Origin of the sequence: Streptomyces sp. B6B3 (assembly GCF_039871525.1) — a bacterium.
Taxonomy (GTDB): Bacteria; Actinomycetota; Actinomycetes; order Streptomycetales; family Streptomycetaceae; genus Streptomyces.
Genome location: NZ_JBDPLU010000001.1, coordinates 912,767 through 931,395, shown reverse-complemented (window position 1 = coordinate 931,395; position 18,629 = coordinate 912,767). Strand labels below are relative to the sequence as shown.

Annotated in this window: 12 protein-coding genes; 5 read left to right on the top strand and 7 right to left on the bottom strand. The window is 73.7% G+C overall.

Annotated features, from left to right (window positions below; all coding sequences use genetic code 11):
- The first annotated feature begins 144 nt into the window (after positions 1 to 144).
- From ABGB06_RS03885 to ABGB06_RS03875, 3 genes are read left to right on the top strand one after another with little or no spacing between them, the layout of a single operon-like run.
- Entirely contained in the window at positions 145 to 2,391 is a 2,247-nt protein-coding gene (locus ABGB06_RS03885) for an MMPL family transporter (RefSeq protein ID WP_347585241.1), read from the top strand.
- Positions 2,392 to 2,397: 6 nt separating this feature from the next.
- Positions 2,398 to 3,714: a sensor histidine kinase gene (locus tag ABGB06_RS03880; protein ID WP_347585239.1), complete on the top strand. Its 1,317-nt coding sequence runs from the start codon at positions 2,398 to 2,400 to the stop codon at positions 3,712 to 3,714.
- On the top strand, positions 3,711 to 4,406 hold the full coding sequence (locus tag ABGB06_RS03875; RefSeq protein WP_347585238.1) for a response regulator transcription factor: 696 nt from the start codon (positions 3,711 to 3,713) through the stop codon (positions 4,404 to 4,406). Before ABGB06_RS03880 ends, ABGB06_RS03875 begins: the two co-directional genes overlap by 4 nt.
- Positions 4,407 to 4,442: 36 nt before the next feature.
- Here ABGB06_RS03875 and ABGB06_RS03870 read toward each other — a convergent pair whose 3' ends face one another.
- On the bottom strand, positions 4,443 to 5,228 hold the full coding sequence (locus tag ABGB06_RS03870) for a hypothetical protein (RefSeq protein ID WP_347585237.1): 786 nt from the start codon (positions 5,226 to 5,228) through the stop codon (positions 4,443 to 4,445).
- Between the two features lie 268 nt (positions 5,229 to 5,496).
- Between ABGB06_RS03870 and ABGB06_RS03865 the strand changes: the two genes are divergently transcribed.
- On the top strand, positions 5,497 to 6,531 hold the full coding sequence (locus tag ABGB06_RS03865) for a glycoside hydrolase family 6 protein (protein ID WP_347585236.1): 1,035 nt from the start codon (positions 5,497 to 5,499) through the stop codon (positions 6,529 to 6,531).
- Positions 6,532 to 6,749: 218 nt separating this feature from the next.
- Here the strand turns inward: ABGB06_RS03865 and serA are convergent, their stop codons facing one another.
- From serA to ABGB06_RS03835, 6 genes are all read right to left on the bottom strand, one after another.
- A complete protein-coding gene (gene serA / locus ABGB06_RS03860; RefSeq protein WP_347585234.1) occupies positions 6,750 to 8,348 on the bottom strand; it encodes a phosphoglycerate dehydrogenase in 1,599 nt (532 codons plus the stop codon).
- Positions 8,349 to 8,601: 253 nt separating this feature from the next.
- On the bottom strand, positions 8,602 to 9,600 hold the full coding sequence (gene ilvC, locus ABGB06_RS03855; RefSeq protein ID WP_347585233.1) for a ketol-acid reductoisomerase: 999 nt from the start codon (positions 9,598 to 9,600) through the stop codon (positions 8,602 to 8,604).
- Between the two features lie 161 nt (positions 9,601 to 9,761).
- Positions 9,762 to 10,286, bottom strand: a complete 525-nt coding sequence (ilvN, locus tag ABGB06_RS03850) for an acetolactate synthase small subunit (RefSeq protein ID WP_347585232.1) — start codon at positions 10,284 to 10,286, stop codon at positions 9,762 to 9,764.
- Positions 10,287 to 10,334: 48 nt separating this feature from the next.
- The gene (locus ABGB06_RS03845; protein WP_347585230.1) at positions 10,335 to 12,203 is read right to left on the bottom strand and encodes an acetolactate synthase large subunit; all 1,869 of its coding nucleotides are present in this window, start codon (positions 12,201 to 12,203) and stop codon (positions 10,335 to 10,337) included.
- 305 nt (positions 12,204 to 12,508) lie between these two features.
- Positions 12,509 to 15,940: a diguanylate cyclase gene (locus tag ABGB06_RS03840; RefSeq protein WP_347585229.1), complete on the bottom strand. Its 3,432-nt coding sequence runs from the start codon at positions 15,938 to 15,940 to the stop codon at positions 12,509 to 12,511.
- 185 nt (positions 15,941 to 16,125) lie between these two features.
- Complete coding sequence (locus ABGB06_RS03835) at positions 16,126 to 17,064, bottom strand: 2-hydroxyacid dehydrogenase (RefSeq protein WP_347585228.1); 939 nt, start codon at positions 17,062 to 17,064, stop codon at positions 16,126 to 16,128.
- 51 nt (positions 17,065 to 17,115) lie between these two features.
- On the opposite strand from ABGB06_RS03835, the gene ABGB06_RS03830 reads away from it, so the two are divergent.
- On the top strand, positions 17,116 to 18,342 hold the full coding sequence (locus tag ABGB06_RS03830) for a PQQ-dependent sugar dehydrogenase (protein WP_347585227.1): 1,227 nt from the start codon (positions 17,116 to 17,118) through the stop codon (positions 18,340 to 18,342).
- The last annotated feature ends 287 nt before the right edge of the window (positions 18,343 to 18,629 follow it).

Sequence of the window (18,629 nt, the reverse complement as noted above, 5' to 3'; positions counted from 1 at the left end):
CCTGACGAGCCGGGCTACTGCGTCCGTACCAGGCACGAGTTGATGCGGGGAGACGATGCCCGGCGGGGCCGTCGGCGGCGATTCTTCGAGGGCGGGCTCCGGCCCGCTCCTCTCTTTCCTCCGCCGATTCCAACGGGAGTTGTGGTGGCGACGTTTCTTTATCGCATCGGACGATGGACCTTCCGGCGGCGCCGGCTCGTGGGCTCGCTGTGGCTGGCCGCCCTGGTGCTGGTCGGGGTGGCCGCGACGGCTGCCGAACCGGGTCCGGAGAACGAGTTCTCACTGCCGGGCACGGAGGCGCAGCAGGCGTTCGACCTGCTGAACGAGCGCTTCCCCGGCGCCGACGCGCAGGGCGCCGAGGCCCGCCTGGTGTTCCAGGCCCCGGACGGCCGGCGGATCACGGCGGGACCGCACCGGGAGACCGTCGAGGACACCATCGACCAGCTGGCCCGGGGCGACCAGATCGCCTCGGTCACCGACCCGTACGCCGCCGACGCGGTCAGCGAGGACCGCACCGTCGCCTACGCCACCCTCAGCTACACCGAGCAGTCGTCCGGTCTGACCGACGCCACGACCACCGCCCTTCGGGACGCCGCCGAGGCGGCACGCGGCACCGGGCTGACCGTGGAGATCGGCGGCTCGGCGCTGGAGCCCCAGGAGGAGCTCGGCGGCAGCACGGAGCTGGTCGGCCTGGCCGTGGCGGCCCTGGTGCTGATCGTCACCTTCGGCTCGGTGGTCGCGGCCGGCCTGCCGCTGCTGACCGCCCTCGTCGGCGTGGCCTCCGGCTTCTGTCTCATCGCGGTGCTCGCCGACCCGTTGGGCCTGTCCTCCACCACCTCCATCCTGGCGATCATGCTGGGACTGGCGGTCGGCATCGACTACGCGCTGTTCATCGCCTTCCGGTACCGCTCCGAACGCGCCGAGGGCCGGGACCCGGAGGAGGCCGCGGGACGCGCGGTCGGCACGGCCGGCACCGCCGTCGTCTTCGCCGGCCTGACGGTGATCATCGCGCTCGCCGGGCTCACGGTCGTCGGCGTCCCCATCCTCACCAGGATGGGGTTGGCCGCGGCGGGCACCGTCGCGCTGGCCGTGCTGGTCGCGCTGACCCTGGTGCCCCCGCTGCTCGGCTTCTTCGGGCGCCGGATGCTGCCCCGCGGCCGCCGCGTTCCCCGTCGGCCCACGCCCATGCCCACACCCACGCCCACGCCAGCGGACGCCGGCGGTTCCGGCCTCGGCGTCCGCTGGGCGCGGTTCGTGCTGCGCCGGCCGCTCGCCGTGCTGCTCGCCGCCGTGGTCGGACTGGGCGTCGTGGCGGTGCCCGCGCTCAGCCTCGAACTCGGCCTGCCCGGCGACGAGTCGCTGCCGGCCGACACCACCCAGCGGCGGGCCTACGACCTGCTGTCCGAGGGCTACGGCCCCGGCTTCAACGGCCCGTTGCTGGTGGTCGTGGACACCGCCGAGGCCGCGGATCCGCAGCGCGCCGCGGAGCTGACCGCCCGCACCCTCGCGGACCTGGAGGGCATCGCCTCGGTCGACGCGCCCGTCCTCGACGAGGCCGGGGACACGGCCGTGCTGACCGCCGTCCCCGAGACCGCGCCCAACACCGCGGAGACCGGCGACCTGGTCCACACCATCAGGGACGAGGCGGGCGACGTCGAGGCGGACACCGGCGCAGAGGTCCTGGTGACGGGCAGCACCGCGATGAACATCGACATCTCCCAGGCCCTGGCCGACGCGCTGATCCCCTACCTGTCGATCGTGGTGGGCCTCGCCGTCCTGTTGTTGCTGGTGGTCTTCCGGTCGCTCCTCGTCCCGGTGAAGGCCACGCTCGGCTTCCTGCTGTCGGTGGGCGCCGCCCTGGGCACCGTCGTCGCGGTCTTCCAGTGGGGCTGGGCGGCGGACGTGTTCGGCGTCGACCAGACGGCGCCCGTCATGTCGCTGATGCCGACCTTCCTGATCGGCGTGGTCTTCGGCCTCGCCATGGACTACGAGGTGTTCCTGCTCACCCGGATGCGCGAGGCGCACGTGCACGGGGAGGACGCGCACCAGGCCGTGGTCAGCGGCTTCCGGCACAGCGGGCGGGTGGTGGCCGCGGCGGCGTTCATCATGATCAGCGTCTTCGCCGGCTTCATCGGGCTGACCGACCCGGTCATCAAGACGCTGGGCGTCGGGCTGGCCGCCGCGATCGCCTTCGACGCCTTCGTGGTCCGGATGGCCATCGGCCCCGCGGTGCTGGGCCTGTTCGGGCACCGCGCCTGGTGGCTGCCGCGTAGCCTGGAACGCGTGCTGCCGAACGTCCACGTCGAGGGCGAGGCGCTGTCCCGGACACGCCCCCTGCCCGCGGCGGAGCCCGCCGTGCGGGTGCCGCAGTCCCAGTCCAGCGGAGGCTGACCCGGCATGCGGACCTTGGCGAACGGCCGCGGCGACCGCGGGACCCGCGCGGGGTGGCGCGCGGCCTCGTGGTGGTGGGAGGGCGCGACCCTGGTGGTGGCCGTGGCGGCGTGCCTGTTCGGCACCGCGGCCCAAGGCGACGTGATCACGGCCCCACCGGCCTCCGGTTACCCGTTCGTCGCGGCGTCCTGCGCCCTGCTGCCGCTGCGGCACGGCAGGCCGCTGGCCGCCGTGGCGGTCACGACGGGGTGCGGTGTGCTGGCCCCGCCGATGGGGTTCGACTTCAACCCGCTGCTGCTGGTGCCGGTGATGGTCGCCGTCCACGCGTTCGCCCTGCACCGCGAACCGCGCGCGGTGAGCGCGGCCATCGCGGTGTCCGTGGGCGCGATGGCCGCCTCCTCGCTGATGTGGGCGACCAGCTCGTGGGAGGAGGCGGGCACGGCGTCGACGATCGCGTTCCCGCTGCTGGCCGGCGCGTTCGGCAACGCCGCGCGGAACCGGCGGGCCCTGCTGGCCGCGGAGCGGGAACGGGCCAGGCGGGCCGAGCTGGGCCGGGAGAACGAGGCCCGCCGGCGGGTGGTCGAGGAGCGGATGCGCATCGCCCGCGAGCTGCACGACGTCGTCGCCCACCACATGACCCTGGTGCACGCGCAGGCCGCGGTCGCCGCCCTCTACTTCGACTCCCGCCCCGAGGTGGCCAGGGAGTCGCTGGGCCAGCTCACCGAGAACACCAGCGACGCGCTCGACGAGCTGCGGGCGACCGTGGGCCTGCTGCGGCAGTCCGGGGATCCGGACACGCCCCTCGACCCGACGCCCGGGCTGGCCGACCTGCCGGCACTCGTCGCATCGTTCCAGCGCGCGGGGCTGACCGTGGCGGTGCACGGGGAGGGCTCGGACCGGTCGCTGCCGCCGGGCCTGGACCTCACCGCCTACCGCATCGTCCAGGAGGCGCTGACCAACGTGGCGAAGCACGCCGGGACCGGCGCCGCCCGGGTGGACCTCGGCTACCACCGCGACCGGCTGACCGTCTCGGTCACCGACGAGGGCCGGCGGCGGGACGCCGCCCCCGACCGGGCTCCCGGCCACGGCCTGATCGGCATGCGCGAACGGGCCACGGCGGTCGGCGGCCGCCTGTCCGCCGGCCCGCGCCCGGAGGGCGGCTACCTCGTCAGCGCCGAGCTGCCGCTGCCGCCGCCCCGGCACACCCCGGCGGCGGGCGGCGCCAGCGCCGGTGCCGAAGCCGCTGCTGATTCCGAGGCCGACGCCGACGACAACGCCGACGCCGACGAGAACGAAGCCTCGGGCACGAGGACGCCGCCGTGACGATCCGGGTGCTGCTCGCCGAGGACCAGGCCCTGCTGCGCAGGGCCTTCCGGCTGATCATCGACGCCGCCGACGACCTGACGGTCGTCGGCGAGGCGGGCGACGGCCGGGAGGCCCTGCGGCTGACCCGGGAGCTGCGTCCCGACGTGGTCGTCATGGACATCCGGATGCCGGAGCTGGACGGACTCGCCGCCACGGCCGAGATCTGCGCCGACCAGAACCTGCTGGGCACTCACATCCTGATCCTGACGACCTTCGAGGTCGACGCCTACGTGGCCCGGGCCCTGCGCGCCGGAGCCAGCGGCTTCATCGGCAAGGGCGTCGCCGTCGACGAGTTGCTCGCCGCCGTGCGCACGGTCGCGCGCGGCGACGCCCTGCTCTCCCCCACCGCGACCCGGGCCCTGATCACCCGTTTTCTGGCCGCGCCCGAGGACGGTCCACCACATCTGCCGGACCGGCTGGCCACGCTCACCGCCCGCGAGCGGGAGATGGTGGCCCTCGTGGCGACCGGCCTGTCCAACGAGGACATCGCCGCCCGGCTGGTGCTGAGCCCGTTCACGGTCCGCACCCACGTACACCGCGCCATGGCGAAGCTGGAGGCCCGCGACCGGGCGCAACTCGTCGTCATCGCCTACCGGACGGGGCTGGTGCGGGCCGCCCCGAGCGGGACGGACGACCGGCCCGTCGGCTGACCGGGCGGGTCGGCGTCCCGCCGGCCGAGAGTGTGGTCAGGGACGTTGGACACTGACGAGTTCGAAGCGCTCGTTGCCGCCCTTGATCTCCCGCTCGGCGACCTGGCCCACGCCGTTGGCGTAGTACTTCTGCTCGACCACATCGGGTTCGAGCGGCGTGGTTTCGCGGATCCGGAGGGCGTCGTCGAAGGAGCCGAACGGCACGGTGATGCTGTCGTCGGTCAGCAGCACCTTGGCCCTGTCCTCGGCCACCCCGGGCGCCACCTCCTGGTCGTAGGTGTCCCCGGCGCGCGGGTTGGCCAGCATCACGATGCCGGGCCGGGCACCGTTCCTGCCCGCCTCCCAGGAGCCCTTGGTGCTGACCACCTCGCCCTTGTCGATGGTCTGGGAGTCCTCGCCGAAGTACCAGACATTGCCCTCGCGGTCCTGGGCGTACCAGTCGTCGGTGCGCTCGACGAGGTCGCCGTTCTCGAAGACCCGGTCGCGGACCACCGTCACGGTGACCCCGAGGATCTCCCGGGTCCGGTTCGTCACCTCGACGATCTCCTCGTCGTCGCCGCCGTTCCCCTCGTAGCGCAGGGTGGTGCCCGGTTCCAGCGGCAGGAAGGGGTTGTCGATGTGCTTCACGAAGTCGTCGGGGTCGACGTCGGACGCGGACTTCGGCACGGCCGGGGTGGACTCGGCGGCACGTACCGGGCTGGCCTCGCCCGAGCCCTGCTCCGCGTCCCCGGAGCAGCCGGCGACGGACACCAGCAGAAGCGGGACGAGGGCGGCGAGCCGCCGGCGGTGGGGTGAGCGGCGTCGCGATCGAGAGGTGCGCACGTTTCCTCCAGGTATGAGGGCTTTCGTACGCCCTCATCGTGCGCGGGACACCGCCGCCGATCCGGGCGGGCGTGGCCGCGGCGCGTCCCCTCGCGACCGAGCGCAACCCGGATGGCGGCGGGCCGCGGCGGACGCGACGCGCCGCCCCGGTCGGAAGCCGACCCTGGCCCGGCTGTTTACCTTCTGCCCACGAGACGCTATGTTCGCGAACATGGGAGCGCTCCCAAACCCCCACCAGAACGCATCGTCCCGAGAGGAACGATTCACTGTGCGCACCCCCAGAGCCGCGCAACACCCCATCCGTCGTCGGCTGACGCGGACCCGTCTGCTGTTGGCCGCCGGCACGGCCGGGCTGCTCGCCTGCTCCGCCGTCGCCACCGCCCAGGGGTTGGAGCAACGCCCCACGCAGGACGTCACCCGCGATGTCGGAACGGCCGACCTGCCGGCCGACACCGTGTTCTACGACCACCCGGGCGCGATCCACGAATGGGTCGCCGACAACCCGAACGACGCGCGGACCGCGCTCATCGAGGAGCGGATCGCCAGCCAGCCGCAGGCCACCTGGTTCTCCAACTACAGCCCGGACACCGTGACCGCCGAGGCCACCGCCATCACCGACGCGGCCGCCGCGGCCGGGCAGGTGCCGGTGCTCGTCTCCTACATGATCCCCAACCGGGACTGCGGCGGCGCGTCCGCCGGCGGCGCTCCGGACTTCCCGAGCTACCTCAGCTGGACCGAGGACTTCGCCGCGGGGCTGGGCACCGGGCCGGCCGTGGTGATCCTGGAGCCCGACTCGATCGCGCTCACCACCTGCCTGGACCAGAACGAGTTCGCCGAGCGCTTCGCGTCCCTGCGCGAGGCGGCGGACATCATCCACGCCGCCAACCCCGAGGCGCGGGTGTACTTCGACGCCGGCCACTCGTCCTGGCACTCCCCCGGAGCCATCGCCGACCTGCTGACCCAGGCCGGCGTCCTGGAGAGCGGGGACGGCATCTACTCCAACGCCTCGAACTACAACTGGACCGACGACGAGGTGGGCTTCGCCGAGGCGGTGCTGGGCGAGCTCGGCGACGCCGAGCTGGGCGCCGTCATCGACACCAGCCGGAACGGCAACGGTCCGGCGCCCATGGGTGAGTGGTGTGACCCCGCCGACCGGCTGGTCGGCGACGCCCCGACCGTGAACACCGGCAGCGACCGGGTCGACGCCTTCGTCTGGATCAAGCGTCCTGGTGAGCTGGACGGCTGCGACGGACCCGCGGGCCAGTTCTCGCCGGACAAGGCGTACGAGCTGGCAGGCGGCTGACGCGTCCCCCCACCGACGCACCCAGTGTCGGTCGCGCTGCCCGGTCCGGTGCCGCCCACGCCTTCCCGGGCGGCACCGGTCTCGAGACGCCGCCGCCGTGGCTCGGCCGACGCACCCGGCCGGCCGCGGCGGCGGTTCGTCCTCGACCGTCGCCCGGTGAGCTCCTGCCGGTCAGCTCCTGCCGATCAGGGCCCACCGGCCGGGTCCGCCGGGTGCGGTCAGTCCGCCAGGTTGACGGCGCGCGACGAGGTGGCGCCGATCTCCTCGGCGATCTCGGTGAGCACCGACACCGGGATGGCGTCGTCCACGGTGAGGGCGATCAGCGCCTCGCCGCCCTCCTCGGCCCTGGCCACCTGCATCCCGGCGATGTTGATCCGGGCCTCGCCCAGGATCCGGCCGAGGGTGCCGACCACGCCGGGCCGGTCCCCGTACCGCAGGAAGGCCATGTGGTCGGCGACCGCCAGGTCCACCGTGTGCTCGCCGATGCCGACGATCTTCTGTTGGAACTTGGGGCCGGCCAGGGTGCCGGAGACGGACACGATCTCGCCGTTGGTGAGCGTGCCGCGCACCGTGATCAGGTTCCGGTGGTCGGGGGACTCGGAGCTGGTGGTCAGCCGCACCTCGACGCCGCGCTCCTGCGCGAACAGCGGCGCGTTGACGTAACTGACCGTCTCGGCCACCACGTCCTCGAAGACGCCCTTCAGCGCGGAGAGCTCCAGCACCTTCACGTCGTGCTGGGTGATCTCGCCGCGCACCTCGACGTCGAGCCGGGTGGCCACCTCGCCGGCCAGCGCCGTGAAGATCCGGCCGAGCCGCTCCGCCAGCGGCAGCCCGGGCCGCACGTCCTCGGCGATGACGCCGCCCTGCACGTTGACCGCGTCCGGGACCAGCTCGCCCGCCAGTGCCAGCCGGACCGACCTGGCGACCGCCAGGCCCGCCTTCTCCTGGGCCTCGCCGGTCGAGGCGCCGAGGTGCGGGGTGCAGACCACGGAGTCGAACTCGAACAGCGGCGAGTCCGTGCACGGCTCGCTGGTGTAGACGTCGAGGCCAGCGCCGGCGACCCGGCCCTCCTTCAGCGCGCTGAGCAGCGCCGCCTCGTCCACGATGCCGCCGCGCGCGGCGTTGACGATGCGGACCGACGGCTTGACCTTGTGCAGCGCCTCGTCGCCGATCAGGCCCAGCGTCTCCGGGGTCTTCGGCAGGTGCACGGTGATGAAGTCGGAGGCGGCCAGCAGCTCGTCCAGGGACAGCAGCTTGACGCCGAGCTGCGCGGCGCGGGCGGCCTGCACGTACGGGTCGTAGGCGACCACCTTCATGCCGAACGAGGCCATCCGCTGGGCCACCAGCAGGCCGATGCGGCCGAGGCCGACCACGCCGAGCGTCTTCTCCGACAGCTCGACGCCGGTGTACTTGCTGCGCTTCCACTCGCCCTGCTTGAGCGCGGCGTTCGCCTGCGGGATGTTCCGCGCGGTGGAGATGATCAGACCGCAGGCCAGCTCGGCCGCGGTGATGATGTTGGAGGTGGGCGCGTTGACGACCATGACGCCGGCCTTCGTGGCGGCGGCGACGTCCACGTTGTCCAGGCCGACGCCGGCCCGGGCCACGACCTTCAGGCGGCGGGCGGCCGCGATGGCCTCCGCGTCCACCTTGGTGGCGCTGCGGACCAGGATGGCGTCCACCTCGGCGATGGCGGACAGCAGCTGGTCACGGTTCGCGCCGTCACAGTGCCGGATCTCGAAGTCCGGCCCCAGGGCGTCGACGGTGGCGGGAGAGAGCTCTTCGGCGAGGAGTACGACGGGCTTGCTCGGCTTGCTCACTGGGTCTCACTGTCCTTTTGCGGTGGGCCGGTCCCGACGGCCGACGGCGGTGGAGAGGGTAGGCAGCCACGTGGAGACGCACGACGCTGTGAGCCCGTGACGCGCTTCTTCGTGCAGTGTATCGGCGTGGCAGGGGCCAGCTGGCCAGTTTGCCGGGGAGAGGCACGCCACGCCCGTGAGCCGTCTCCCCGGGCCTCGGCGGATCGGGGAGAGCGGGCCTCTCCCCGATCCGGTGACCGGTGGGCGGGACGCCTCAGTCCTGCTCGTCCACCCAGCTCATCAGCTTGCGGAGCTCCTTGCCGGTGGTCTCCAGCAGGTGGTCGGAGTCGGCCTTCTTCAGCTCGTTGTACCGCGGCAGGCCGGCGTTGTACTCCGCCATCCACGCGTTCGCGAAGCTGCCGTCCTGGATCTCGGCGAGGATCCGCTTCATCTCCGCCTTGGTGTTCTCGTTGATGATCCGCGGCCCCGAGACGTAGTCGCCCCACTCGGCGGTCTCGGAGATCGACCAGCGCATCTTCTCCAGGCCGCCCTCGTACATCAGGTCGACGATGAGCTTCAGCTCGTGGAGGCACTCGAAGTAGGCGATCTCCGGCTGGTACCCGGCCTCGACCAGGGTCTCGAAGCCGGCCTTCACCAGCGCGGAGGTGCCGCCGCAGAGCACCGCCTGTTCACCGAACAGGTCGGTCTCGGTCTCCTCGGTGAAGGTGGTCTTGATGACCCCGGCGCGGGTGCCGCCGATGGCCTTGGCGTACGACAGCGCCAGCTCGAACGCGGAGCCCGTGGCGTCCTGCTCCACCGCGGCGATGCACGGCACGCCGCGACCCTCCTCGTACTGGCGGCGCACCAGGTGGCCCGGGCCCTTGGGGGCGACCATGCAGACGTCCACGCCGGCCGGCGGCTTGATGAACCCGAAGCGGATGTTCAGACCGTGGCCGAAGAAGATGGCGTCGCCCTCCTTCAGGTTCTCCCGGACGGACTCCTCGTAGACGCGGGCCTGGATCGGGTCGGGCACCAGGATCATGATCACGTCGGCCTCGGCGGCGGCCTCGGCGGGGGAAGTCACCCGCAGTCCCTGCTCCTCCGCCTTGACCCGGGACTTCGAGCCCTCGTGCAGGCCGACCCGGACGTCCACGCCCGAGTCGCGCAGGGACAGGGCGTGGGCATGCCCCTGGCTGCCGTAGCCGAGAACCGCGACCTTACGGCCCTGGATGATGGACAGGTCGGCGTCGTCGTCGTAGAACAGCTCGGCCACTTCGGTCTTCTCCTTGGTCAGTCTGCTGGCGGTCCCGGCGTGCGGACCACCGTATGCCCGGGCGGGCGGTGCGGGGCGAGGGATCTCGCCATGCGGTCGGAAGGTGTCGCGGACGGATCGTGCGGCGCGGCCCGGGGGTCCCCGGGCCGCCAGGGCCCGGACTAGGCGCTCCGGTCCAGGGCGCGCAGCGAGCGGTCGGTGATGGAACGGGAGCCGCGGCCGATCGCGATGGCGCCGGACTGCACGAGCTCCTTGATGCCGAAGGGCTCCAGCATCCGCAGCATGGCCTCCAGCTTGTCGCTGCTGCCGGTGGCCTCGATGGTGACAGCCTCGGGCGCGACGTCCACCGTCTTGGCGCGGAAGAGCTGGACGATCTCGACGATCTGCGACCTGGTGTCGTTGTCGGCGCGCACCTTCACCAGCACCAGTTCGCGGTGCACGGCGGAGGCGGCGTCGAGCTCGACGATCTTCAGCACGTTGACGAGCTTGTTGAGCTGCTTGGTGACCTGCTCCAGCGGCAGGTCCTCGACGTTGACGACGATGGTGATCCGGGACACCTCGGGGTGTTCGGTGGTCCCGACGGCGAGCGAGTCGATGTTGAAGCCGCGGCGGGAGAACAGCGAGGTGATGCGGGACAGCACCCCTGGCTTGTTCTCCACCAGGACGGAGAGGGTGTGCTTGGACATGGGATCTTCGTTACCTCTGCTTGGCTGGGCCTGACCGGTGGGCCCGGCTCACTCGTCGGATTCGCTGAAGTCGGGGCGGACCCCGCGGGCGGCCATGACCTCGTCGTTGGAGGTGCCGGCGGCGACCATCGGCCAGACCATGGCGTCCTCGTGGACGATGAAGTCCACCACGACCGGGCGGTCGTTGATGGAGTTCGCCTTCTCGATGACGGCGTCCAGCTGCTCGGGGTCCTCGCAGCGCAGGCCCACGCAGCCCATGGCCTCGGCGAGCTTCACGAAGTCGGGCACCCGGGTGCCGGCGCTGGCCGCGGTGGGCGCGCCGGCGGCGGAGCCGCTGTAGGGGCCGCCGGCCGGGCCGTTGCTGAGCACGGTGTTGGAGTACCGCTGGTTGTAGAACAGGGTCTGCCACTGGCGGACCATGCCCAGCGCGCCGTTGTTGATGACGGCGACCTTGATCGGGATGTTGTTCAGCGCGGCGGTGGCCAGCTCCTGGTTGGTCATCTGGAAGCAGCCGTCGCCGTCGATCGCCCAGACGGTCGAGGCAGGCTGCCCGGCCTTGGCGCCGAGCGCGGCCGGCACGGCGTAGCCCATGGTGCCGAGGCCGCCGGAGTTCAGCCAGGTGCCGGGGCGCTCGAAGGAGACGTAGTGCGCCGCCCACATCTGGTGCTGGCCGACGCCCGCCGTGTAGATGGTGTCCGCCGGGGCGAGCTGGCCGATGCGCTCGATGACCTGCTGCGGCGACAGGCTGCCGTCCTCCGGCAGGTCGTAGCCGAGCGGGTACGTCTCGCGCCACCGGTTCAGCTGCTCCCACCAGGCGGTGAGGTCGGGCTGGGCGACCTCGCGCAGGGCGGCGGTCAGCTCGGCCATGACCTCCTTGACCTCGCCGACGATCGGGACGTCGGCGATGCGGTTCTTGCCGATCTCGGCCGGGTCGATGTCGGCGTGCACGATCTTGGCGTGCGGGGCGAACGAGTCGATCCTGCCGGTGACCCGGTCGTCGAACCGGGCGCCCAGCGCGACGATCAGGTCGGCCTTCTGCAGCGCCGTGACGGCGGCGACGGAACCGTGCATGCCGGGCATGCCCAGGTGCTGCGGGTGGCTGTCGGGGAACGCGCCGAGCGCCATCAGGGTGGTGGTGACCGGGGCGCCGGTCAGCTCGGCCAGCTCCCGCAGCTCGTCGGCGCCGCGGGCCTTGATCACGCCACCGCCGACGTAGAGCACCGGGCGGCGGGCGGCGGCGATCAGCCGGGCGGCCTCCCTGATCTGCTTGGCGTGCGGGCGGCTGACGGGACGGTAGCCGGGCAGGTCGGGCGTGGGCGGCCAGCTGAAGGTGGTCTGGGCCTGCAGCGCGTCCTTGGCGATGTCCACCAGGACGGGCCCGGGGCGGCCGGTGGCGGCGATGTGGAACGCCTCGGCGATCGTGCGCGGGATCTCCGCCGGATCGGTGACGAGGTAGTTGTGCTTGGTGATGGGCAGGGTGATGCCGCAGATGTCGGCTTCCTGGAAGGCGTCCGTGCCGATGGTCTTGCTGGCGACCTGGCCGGTGATGGCGACCAGCGGCACCGAGTCCATGTGGGCGTCGGCGATGGGGGTGACGAGGTTGGTGGCACCGGGGCCCGAGGTCGCCATGCACACCCCGACTCGACCGGTGGCCTGGGCGTAGCCGGTGGCGGCGTGCCCGGCACCCTGCTCGTGCCGGACCAGGACGTGGCGGACCCGGGTGGAGTCCATCAGGGGGTCGTAGGCGGGGAGGATCGCGCCGCCCGGGATGCCGAACACCGTGTCGGCGCCGACCGCTTCGAGGGAACGGATCAGGGACTGGGCGCCCGTGATGTGCGTCGCGGTGGCGGGATGCTGTGGCCCGCCTCGGGGGGCCCGCGGCTGCGGCTTGGGAGCCCCGGTTGCCTGCTCGGTCATCGGCGTTCTCTTCTCGGAGGTGAGGGTGGTGACGCGGGTGCGGAGGGGTGGATCGGAGGGTGCTGGCTGGGCGGTGGGCGCGGCGGCGGGGCCGGTCCCGGCGGCGTCAGTGCAACAAAAAACCCCTCGTGCCGTGAGGCATGCGAGGGGAGCGCGTCGCTGGGCCGCGGGATGTCGCGGGTGTCAGCCGACGCGCCGTCCAAGTACGAGAATCCGGGTGCGCATGGCTCAGACATTGCTCTTGTCTGCTGCCGCGTGTCAAGCGGGCTGAAATGATGTCTCACTATGTGGTCACGAGATGCTGGTCACAGGGGTGGGGTGGGTGTGCTGGCCGTCGCGTGGCCCGGCGGGAGGGGGAGGCGGCCCCGGCGCAGGACCCGGCGCAGCCGGGCGGACTCCAGGGGCTCGCAGAACGCCAGCCCCTGGGCGCGGCGGCAGCCCAGGGAGCGGAGTGCCACCGCCTGCTCGGGACGGTCCACACCGTCCGCGAGGGAGACGATGCCGAGGTCGGTGACCATCCGCAGCAGCGCGGCGGCGATGGTGCGCCGGGGCGGCGAGTCGAGCAGGCCGTCGGTCAGGTCCCGGTCCAGGCGAACCAGGTTGACCGGGAGCCGGTGCAGGGCGTCCGGCGGCGTCGCCCCACTGCCGAGGCCGCCGACCGCGATGCCGATGCCGAGGTGGCCCAGGTCGGTGACCCGGCGCCGGGGCTCGTCGGCCGCGAGCACCGGCTGGGCCTCGGGCAGCTCCAGGGTGAGCGTCTGCGCGGGGACCTGGTGCCGGGCCAGCAGCGCCTCGACGCTGCTCGGGCCGAGCGCCCGGTCGGTGAGCCGACCGGCGGGCACCCGCACGCTCACCGGCACCGTGAGGCCCTGCCGGTGCCGGGCGCCGGCCTCGGCGAGCGCCGCCTCCAGCAGCCAGTGGATGCCGTCCGCCGCGGGCTCGGCCGGGGCGTCGCGCCCGCCGATCCGCCCCGGGCGCCGGCGCGGTGACCGGCGGCGGTCCAGGGCACACAGCGCCACCAGCCGGCCGTCCAGCAGCTCGACGACGGGCTGGTGCAGCAGCACGCCGGCGGCCTGGCGGCCTGCCGCCTCCGGCACGGCCTCGGCCCCCTGCCCCGTCCCCGCCCGCGTCTCCCGAGGCAGCCGCACCTCGGCCGAGCGGCCAGCGGACGGCGCGGCCGCCGCCCCGCCGCCGGTGGGTGTCGGCACCCCCGGGTCGGTCGCGCCCGGGCCGATCTGGCGCGGTACCCGCGGCCCGGCCTGGTGCGGTACCCGCGGTCCGGCCTCGCGGGTGGACGGCGCCCGCACCGCGGCCGCGCGGCTCGACAGGGTGGCGGACTCGGGGCCAGTCGCGGGCGCCTCGCCGGCCGCTGCCGTCTCCACGCCCGCCGAGCGGCGCAGCCCCGCCTCGTTCGCCAGGCCGCCCGCCGGCGCCGCCGCGGACTCCCTGTCGGGGCGCGGTGCTATCCCCGGCTCGGCCTCGCGGTCCGCGGAGCCCGACCGCCGGCTCCGGCGCGGCAGCCGGAACCCGGCCTCGCGCGGCGGAGGCGGCTGCTCCTCGGGCTCGCGGACCGGCGGAGGGCCCGGCTCCTGCGGGTGGGCGGGGGAACCGGGCGGGACGGGCGGGCGCGTCCGCTCGGCCCTGCCGGGTCGGAGGGCCGGATGGGCCGCGGACGGCTCGTTCGTCGAGATGGAGGCGTACCGGGCCGGGGACGAGCGGGGCGCGGGTCCGGCGGGGCCGCCGCGCCCGCGACCGGCGCCCCGGCCGGAGCCGCCGGGGTCGAACCGGCCACCCGCGGTGGACGGCGCGCCGTCGCGCGGCGGGCGGCCCTGGCCCTGGCCCGGCGCGGCCTCGCCCCGCGGCTGCGGCAGGTACAGCTCCACGCGGGCCTTGCCGGTCTGCTTGGCCCGGTACATGGCCCGGTCCGCGTTGCGCATCACGGCCGCCGGGGTGCTGCCGGGATCGGCGAAGGCGACGCCGATGCTGGCGCTCACCCGAACCTCCTGGTCGTCCACCCGGTACGGGCGGGAGAGCGCGGCCCGCACCCGCTCGGCGATCTCCAGCACCCGGCGCTCGCGCGGCGGCCCGGCGCCGGGGTCGCCGAGGACGAGCGCGGCGAACTCGTCGCCGCCGAGCCGCGCGGTGGTGTCCCCGGCCCGCACCGCGTCGCGCAACCGGTGCGCGGCCTGCACCAGCAGGTCGTCCCCCGCCTGGTGTCCCACCGAGTCGTTGACCTCCTTGAACCCGTCGAGGTCGATGAAGAGCACCGCGGCGTCCGGGTCGCCACCCCGCCCGCCGCCGAGCGCCAGCCGCACCCGCTCGGTGAACAGGGCCCGGTTGGGCAGGTCGGTGAGCGCGTCGTGCGAGGCGCTGTGCTGGAGCTGGGCCTGCAGCCGCACCCGCTCCGTGACGTCCCGGCTGTTGAAGATGAGCCCGCCCTGGTACCGGTTGACGCTGGACTCGACGTTCAGCCAGCGGCCGCCGCCGTGCCGGACCCGGCACTCGATCCGGGTGGCCGGCTCCCGGGCGGCGGAGGGCGACTGGAAACGGCGCAGCTCGTGCAGGACCCGCCCGAGGTCGTCGGGGTGGATCAGGGAGGACAGCTCGCTGTCGATCAGCAGGTCGGCGTCCTGTCCGTACACGCCGGCGGCGGCCGGGCTGACGTAGCTCAGCCGGCCGTCGGCGTCGGCGAACATGATGACGTCGCTCGACCCCTGCACCAGGGAGCGGAAGTGGCTCTCCTTCTGCACCAGTTCACGGGTGAGGGAGACGTTCTCCATCAGCATGATGCCCTGCCGCACCAGCAGCGCCAGCACCACGGCGCAGGCGGTGAACACCACGACCCGGTCCACCTGCCGGCCGCTGACGGTCGTGATGAGGATGCTCAGGGTGCAGACGGCCGCGGCCAGGTACGGCGTCAGCGCCGTCAGCGAACCCGCCAGCGGACGGCTGAGCTGGGCCACCCGGCGTCTGCCCTCCGCCGGCGCCGACCCCGACGCCCGGCGGGTCACCCAGGGCGCGCAGGCCAGCAGCAGCGAGCCGGCGAACCAGCCCGCGTCCAGCAGCTGCCCCGAGCTGTACCGCTCGCGCAACAGCGGCGAGGTGAACAGCGCGTCACAGAGCACCGTCACGGCCAGCGCGCCGATCGCCGTGTTGATCGCCGAACGCTGCGCCGCGCTGCGCCGGACATGCAGCACCAGCACCATGCTGACCAGCGCGATGTCCAGCAGCGGGTACGCCAGCGCCACCGCGGCGCGGGCCACCGTCTCGCCCTGCCAGTGCGCGGTGTGGGCCAGCGCCACGCTCCAGGAGAGCGTCAGCAGCGAGCCGCCGATCAGCCAGGCGTCGAGGGCGAGACAGACCCAACCGGCCCGGGTGACGGGCCGCTTGGCCAACACCAGCAGCCCGATGATGGACAGCGGCGCGTACAGCAGGAAGCAGACGTCGGCGAGCGAGGTCTCGGGAACGGGGACCTGGAGCACCACCTCGTACCAGCCCCAGATGGCGTTGCCCAGGCCCATCATGATCGAGGACGCCCCGAACAGCGCCCAGGCGGGGCGGAGCTCGCCCGCCCTGGTCCGCGCGTACCACAGGCAGGACGCGGCGGCCAGCAGGGCGGCGACGCTGAGCCCGAAGTCGCCCATGATCCGGGCGACGAACTCGGACCCCCAGCCCAGCGCCGCCCCCGTGACGTATCCGCCGCAGAGCAGGATCAGCACCAGATGCGGTACCGGCACTCCGAAGGATGGGCGCCGGCCGGCCGGACCCCGAGTTCGGTGATGTGTCCATGCAACGCGCATTCGCCTGTCGCCCCCCTTACGTACCGGACCAGCCCAGAGACGGACGATACACCAAACTGTAACTCAGCGACATAGCTATTTTACTGACGGTAACGATCTGGTGAGAGGCTACGCGGGTGGAGTCATCCCCTGGCGACCACGTGGTGCGGCTCCTCGCCGGCCGCGAAACGGGTCACCTGCTCCCGCACCAGTCGCAGCGCCCGCGGCCGGAACGCCGTCGAGGGCCCGCCCACATGGGGCGTGACGAGCACCCCCGGTGCCCGCCACAACGGGTGCTCGGCCGGCAGCGGCTCCGGGTCGGTGACGTCCAGCGCGGCACGCAGCCGCCCCGACTCCACCTCGGCCAGCAGCGCCTTGGTGTCCACGACCGCGCCGCGGCAGACGTTGACCAGGAGCGCGCCGTCCGGCATCCGGCCGAGGAACTCGGCGCCCACCATCCCCCGGGTGGCGTCGGTGAGCGGGGTCGCGAGGAACACGATCTCCGCCTGTGGCAGCAGCGCCGGCAGTTCCTCCGCCGCGTGCACGGGACCGCGCGCGGTGTCCCTGGCCCGCCCGGCCACCCGGACCACCTCGGCGACCTCGAACGGCACCAGCCGGTCCTCGATGGCGCTGCCGATGCCTCCGTAGCCGACGATCAGCACCCGGCGGTCGGCGAGCGAGGGACGCACCGTGGGTTCCCAGCGCCCCGCGTCCTGCGCCCGGACGGCGCCGGGGAGGTCGCGCTGCGCGGCCAGGGCGAGGGCCAGGGCGAGCTCGGCGGTGCTGGTGTCGTGCAGGCCACCGGCGTTGCACAGCACCGCACCGGCCGGGAGCCCGGGCAGGGCGGGCAGCATGTGGTCGATGCCGGCGGTGAGGGTCTGCACCACCCGCAGCCCCGGCATCGCGGGGATGGGCCGGAGGGAGACCTCCTGGGTCTTCATGTAGGGCACCACGTACATCGCGCAGCGGGCGGGATCGGCCGGGAACTCGTCCTCACCGTCCCAGTGCACGTAGGTGAGCGAACGGGGCAGCGGGGCGAGGTCGGCGGCGGGGAACGGAATCCAGACATCCGGTGTGCTCATGCCCGCCAGGCTAGGCTGAGTCGCCGGAACGCCCTCCGGGAGGCCCTGACCGTGCGAAGTCCTGGACCCCGCTCCCCGCTCGTCGCGCTGCTGGCCGCGGCGGTGCTGACGCTTCTGCCGGCATGTTCTTCCGGCTCCGGTTCCTCCGACGATCCGGACGAGCCGGGTGGCGACGGCGGCACCGCCGCCGAGTCCCCTGACGCCACCGAGCCCACCGAAGAACCGGAGCCCACGGGATCCGGGGAGCCGTCGGGGTCGCCCGCCCCGGCCGAGGGCGACGCCGAGGTGGTCGACACCGTCGCCGAGAACCTCCGCGCCCCGTGGGGCGTGGTCCGGCTGCCCGACGGCGACCTGCTCGTCGGGCTGCGGGACGCGGGCACGGTCCAGCGGGTCCCGCTCGACGGGGGCGCGGTCACCGAGGCCGGCGCGGTGCCCGGGGTGGTGGCCAACGGCGAGGGCGGCCTGCTGGGGCTCGCCCTCTCCCCCGACGCCACGGGCTCCGGGGTGCAGGAGCTGTACGCGTACCTGACCGCCGCCTCCGACAACCGGATCGTCCGCCTCGAGTACGACCCGTCCCGGCCGGCGGGCGAGCAGCTGCGGGTGACGGACACGGTGCTCGACGGCATCCCGAAGGGCGAGGTCATCCACAACGGCGGGGGCCTGGGGTTCGGGCCCGACGGGATGCTGTACGCCGCCACCGGGGACACCGGCGACGGATCGCTGGCGCAGCGGGAGGACTCGCTGGCGGGCAAGATCCTGCGGATGGACCCCCGGACGGGCGAGCCGCCGTCCGACAATCCGGATCCGTCGTCCCTCGTCTACACCTCGGGCCACCGCAACGTGCAGGGTCTGGCCTGGGACGCCGACGGCCGGCTGTGGGCCACCGAGTTCGGCGACGACACCTGGGACGAGCTGAACCTGGTGATCCGCGGGGGAAACCACGGCTGGCCGGAACACGAGGGTCGCGGCGGCGCGGACGAGGGCTACGTCGACCCGGTCGAGCAGTGGTCGCCCGCCGAGGCCTCGCCCAGCGGTCTGGCCTACGTCCGGGGCTCGCTGTGGCTGGCCGGGCTGCGCGGCGAACGCCTGTGGCGGGTGCCGCTGGACGGGGCGGAGCCGGTCGCCGAGCCGCAGGCGTTCCTCGAGGGCGAGTACGGCCGGCTGCGGTCGGTGCTGGCGCTCGACGACGACGAACTGCTGGTCGTCACCAACGAGACCGACACCCGCGGCACCCCCGAGGGCGGTGACGACCGCATCCTCCGGGTGCGCGTCCGGTGACGGCCCGAGGGCCGTCACCGGGGGGATCCGGCGAGGCCGCCGCCGCTGCCGCTGCCGACGACGCGACGTCCCGACCGGGAGCCGCCGGTCGGCGACGGTCACCCCGCGCCGTGGCCCCGGTGGTCCGCCGGGTCCCGTGACGGGCCCGGGCCCGCGACCGACCGGAGCGGCCGCCGGGCAGGACAGTCACCACGACCGCGCCGGGCCCCGGTGGTCCGCCAGACCTCGACCCGGGCCCCGCGGCCGACCGGAGTGGCCGCCGGCAGGCGCCGGACGGGAGGGACTCG

What these genes read in the sequence shown, in the direction of transcription:
- ilvN (WP_347585232.1), bottom strand. Translation starts at nt 10,286, where the DNA reads ATGTCCAAGCACACCCTCTCCGTCCTGGTGGAGAACAAGCCAGGGGTG.
- ABGB06_RS03880 (WP_347585239.1), top strand. Translation starts at nt 2,398, where the DNA reads ATGCGGACCTTGGCGAACGGCCGCGGCGACCGCGGGACCCGCGCGGGG.
- ABGB06_RS03845 (WP_347585230.1), bottom strand. Translation starts at nt 12,203, where the DNA reads ATGACCGAGCAGGCAACCGGGGCTCCCAAGCCGCAGCCGCGGGCCCCC.
- ABGB06_RS03835 (WP_347585228.1), bottom strand. Translation starts at nt 17,064, where the DNA reads ATGAGCACACCGGATGTCTGGATTCCGTTCCCCGCCGCCGACCTCGCC.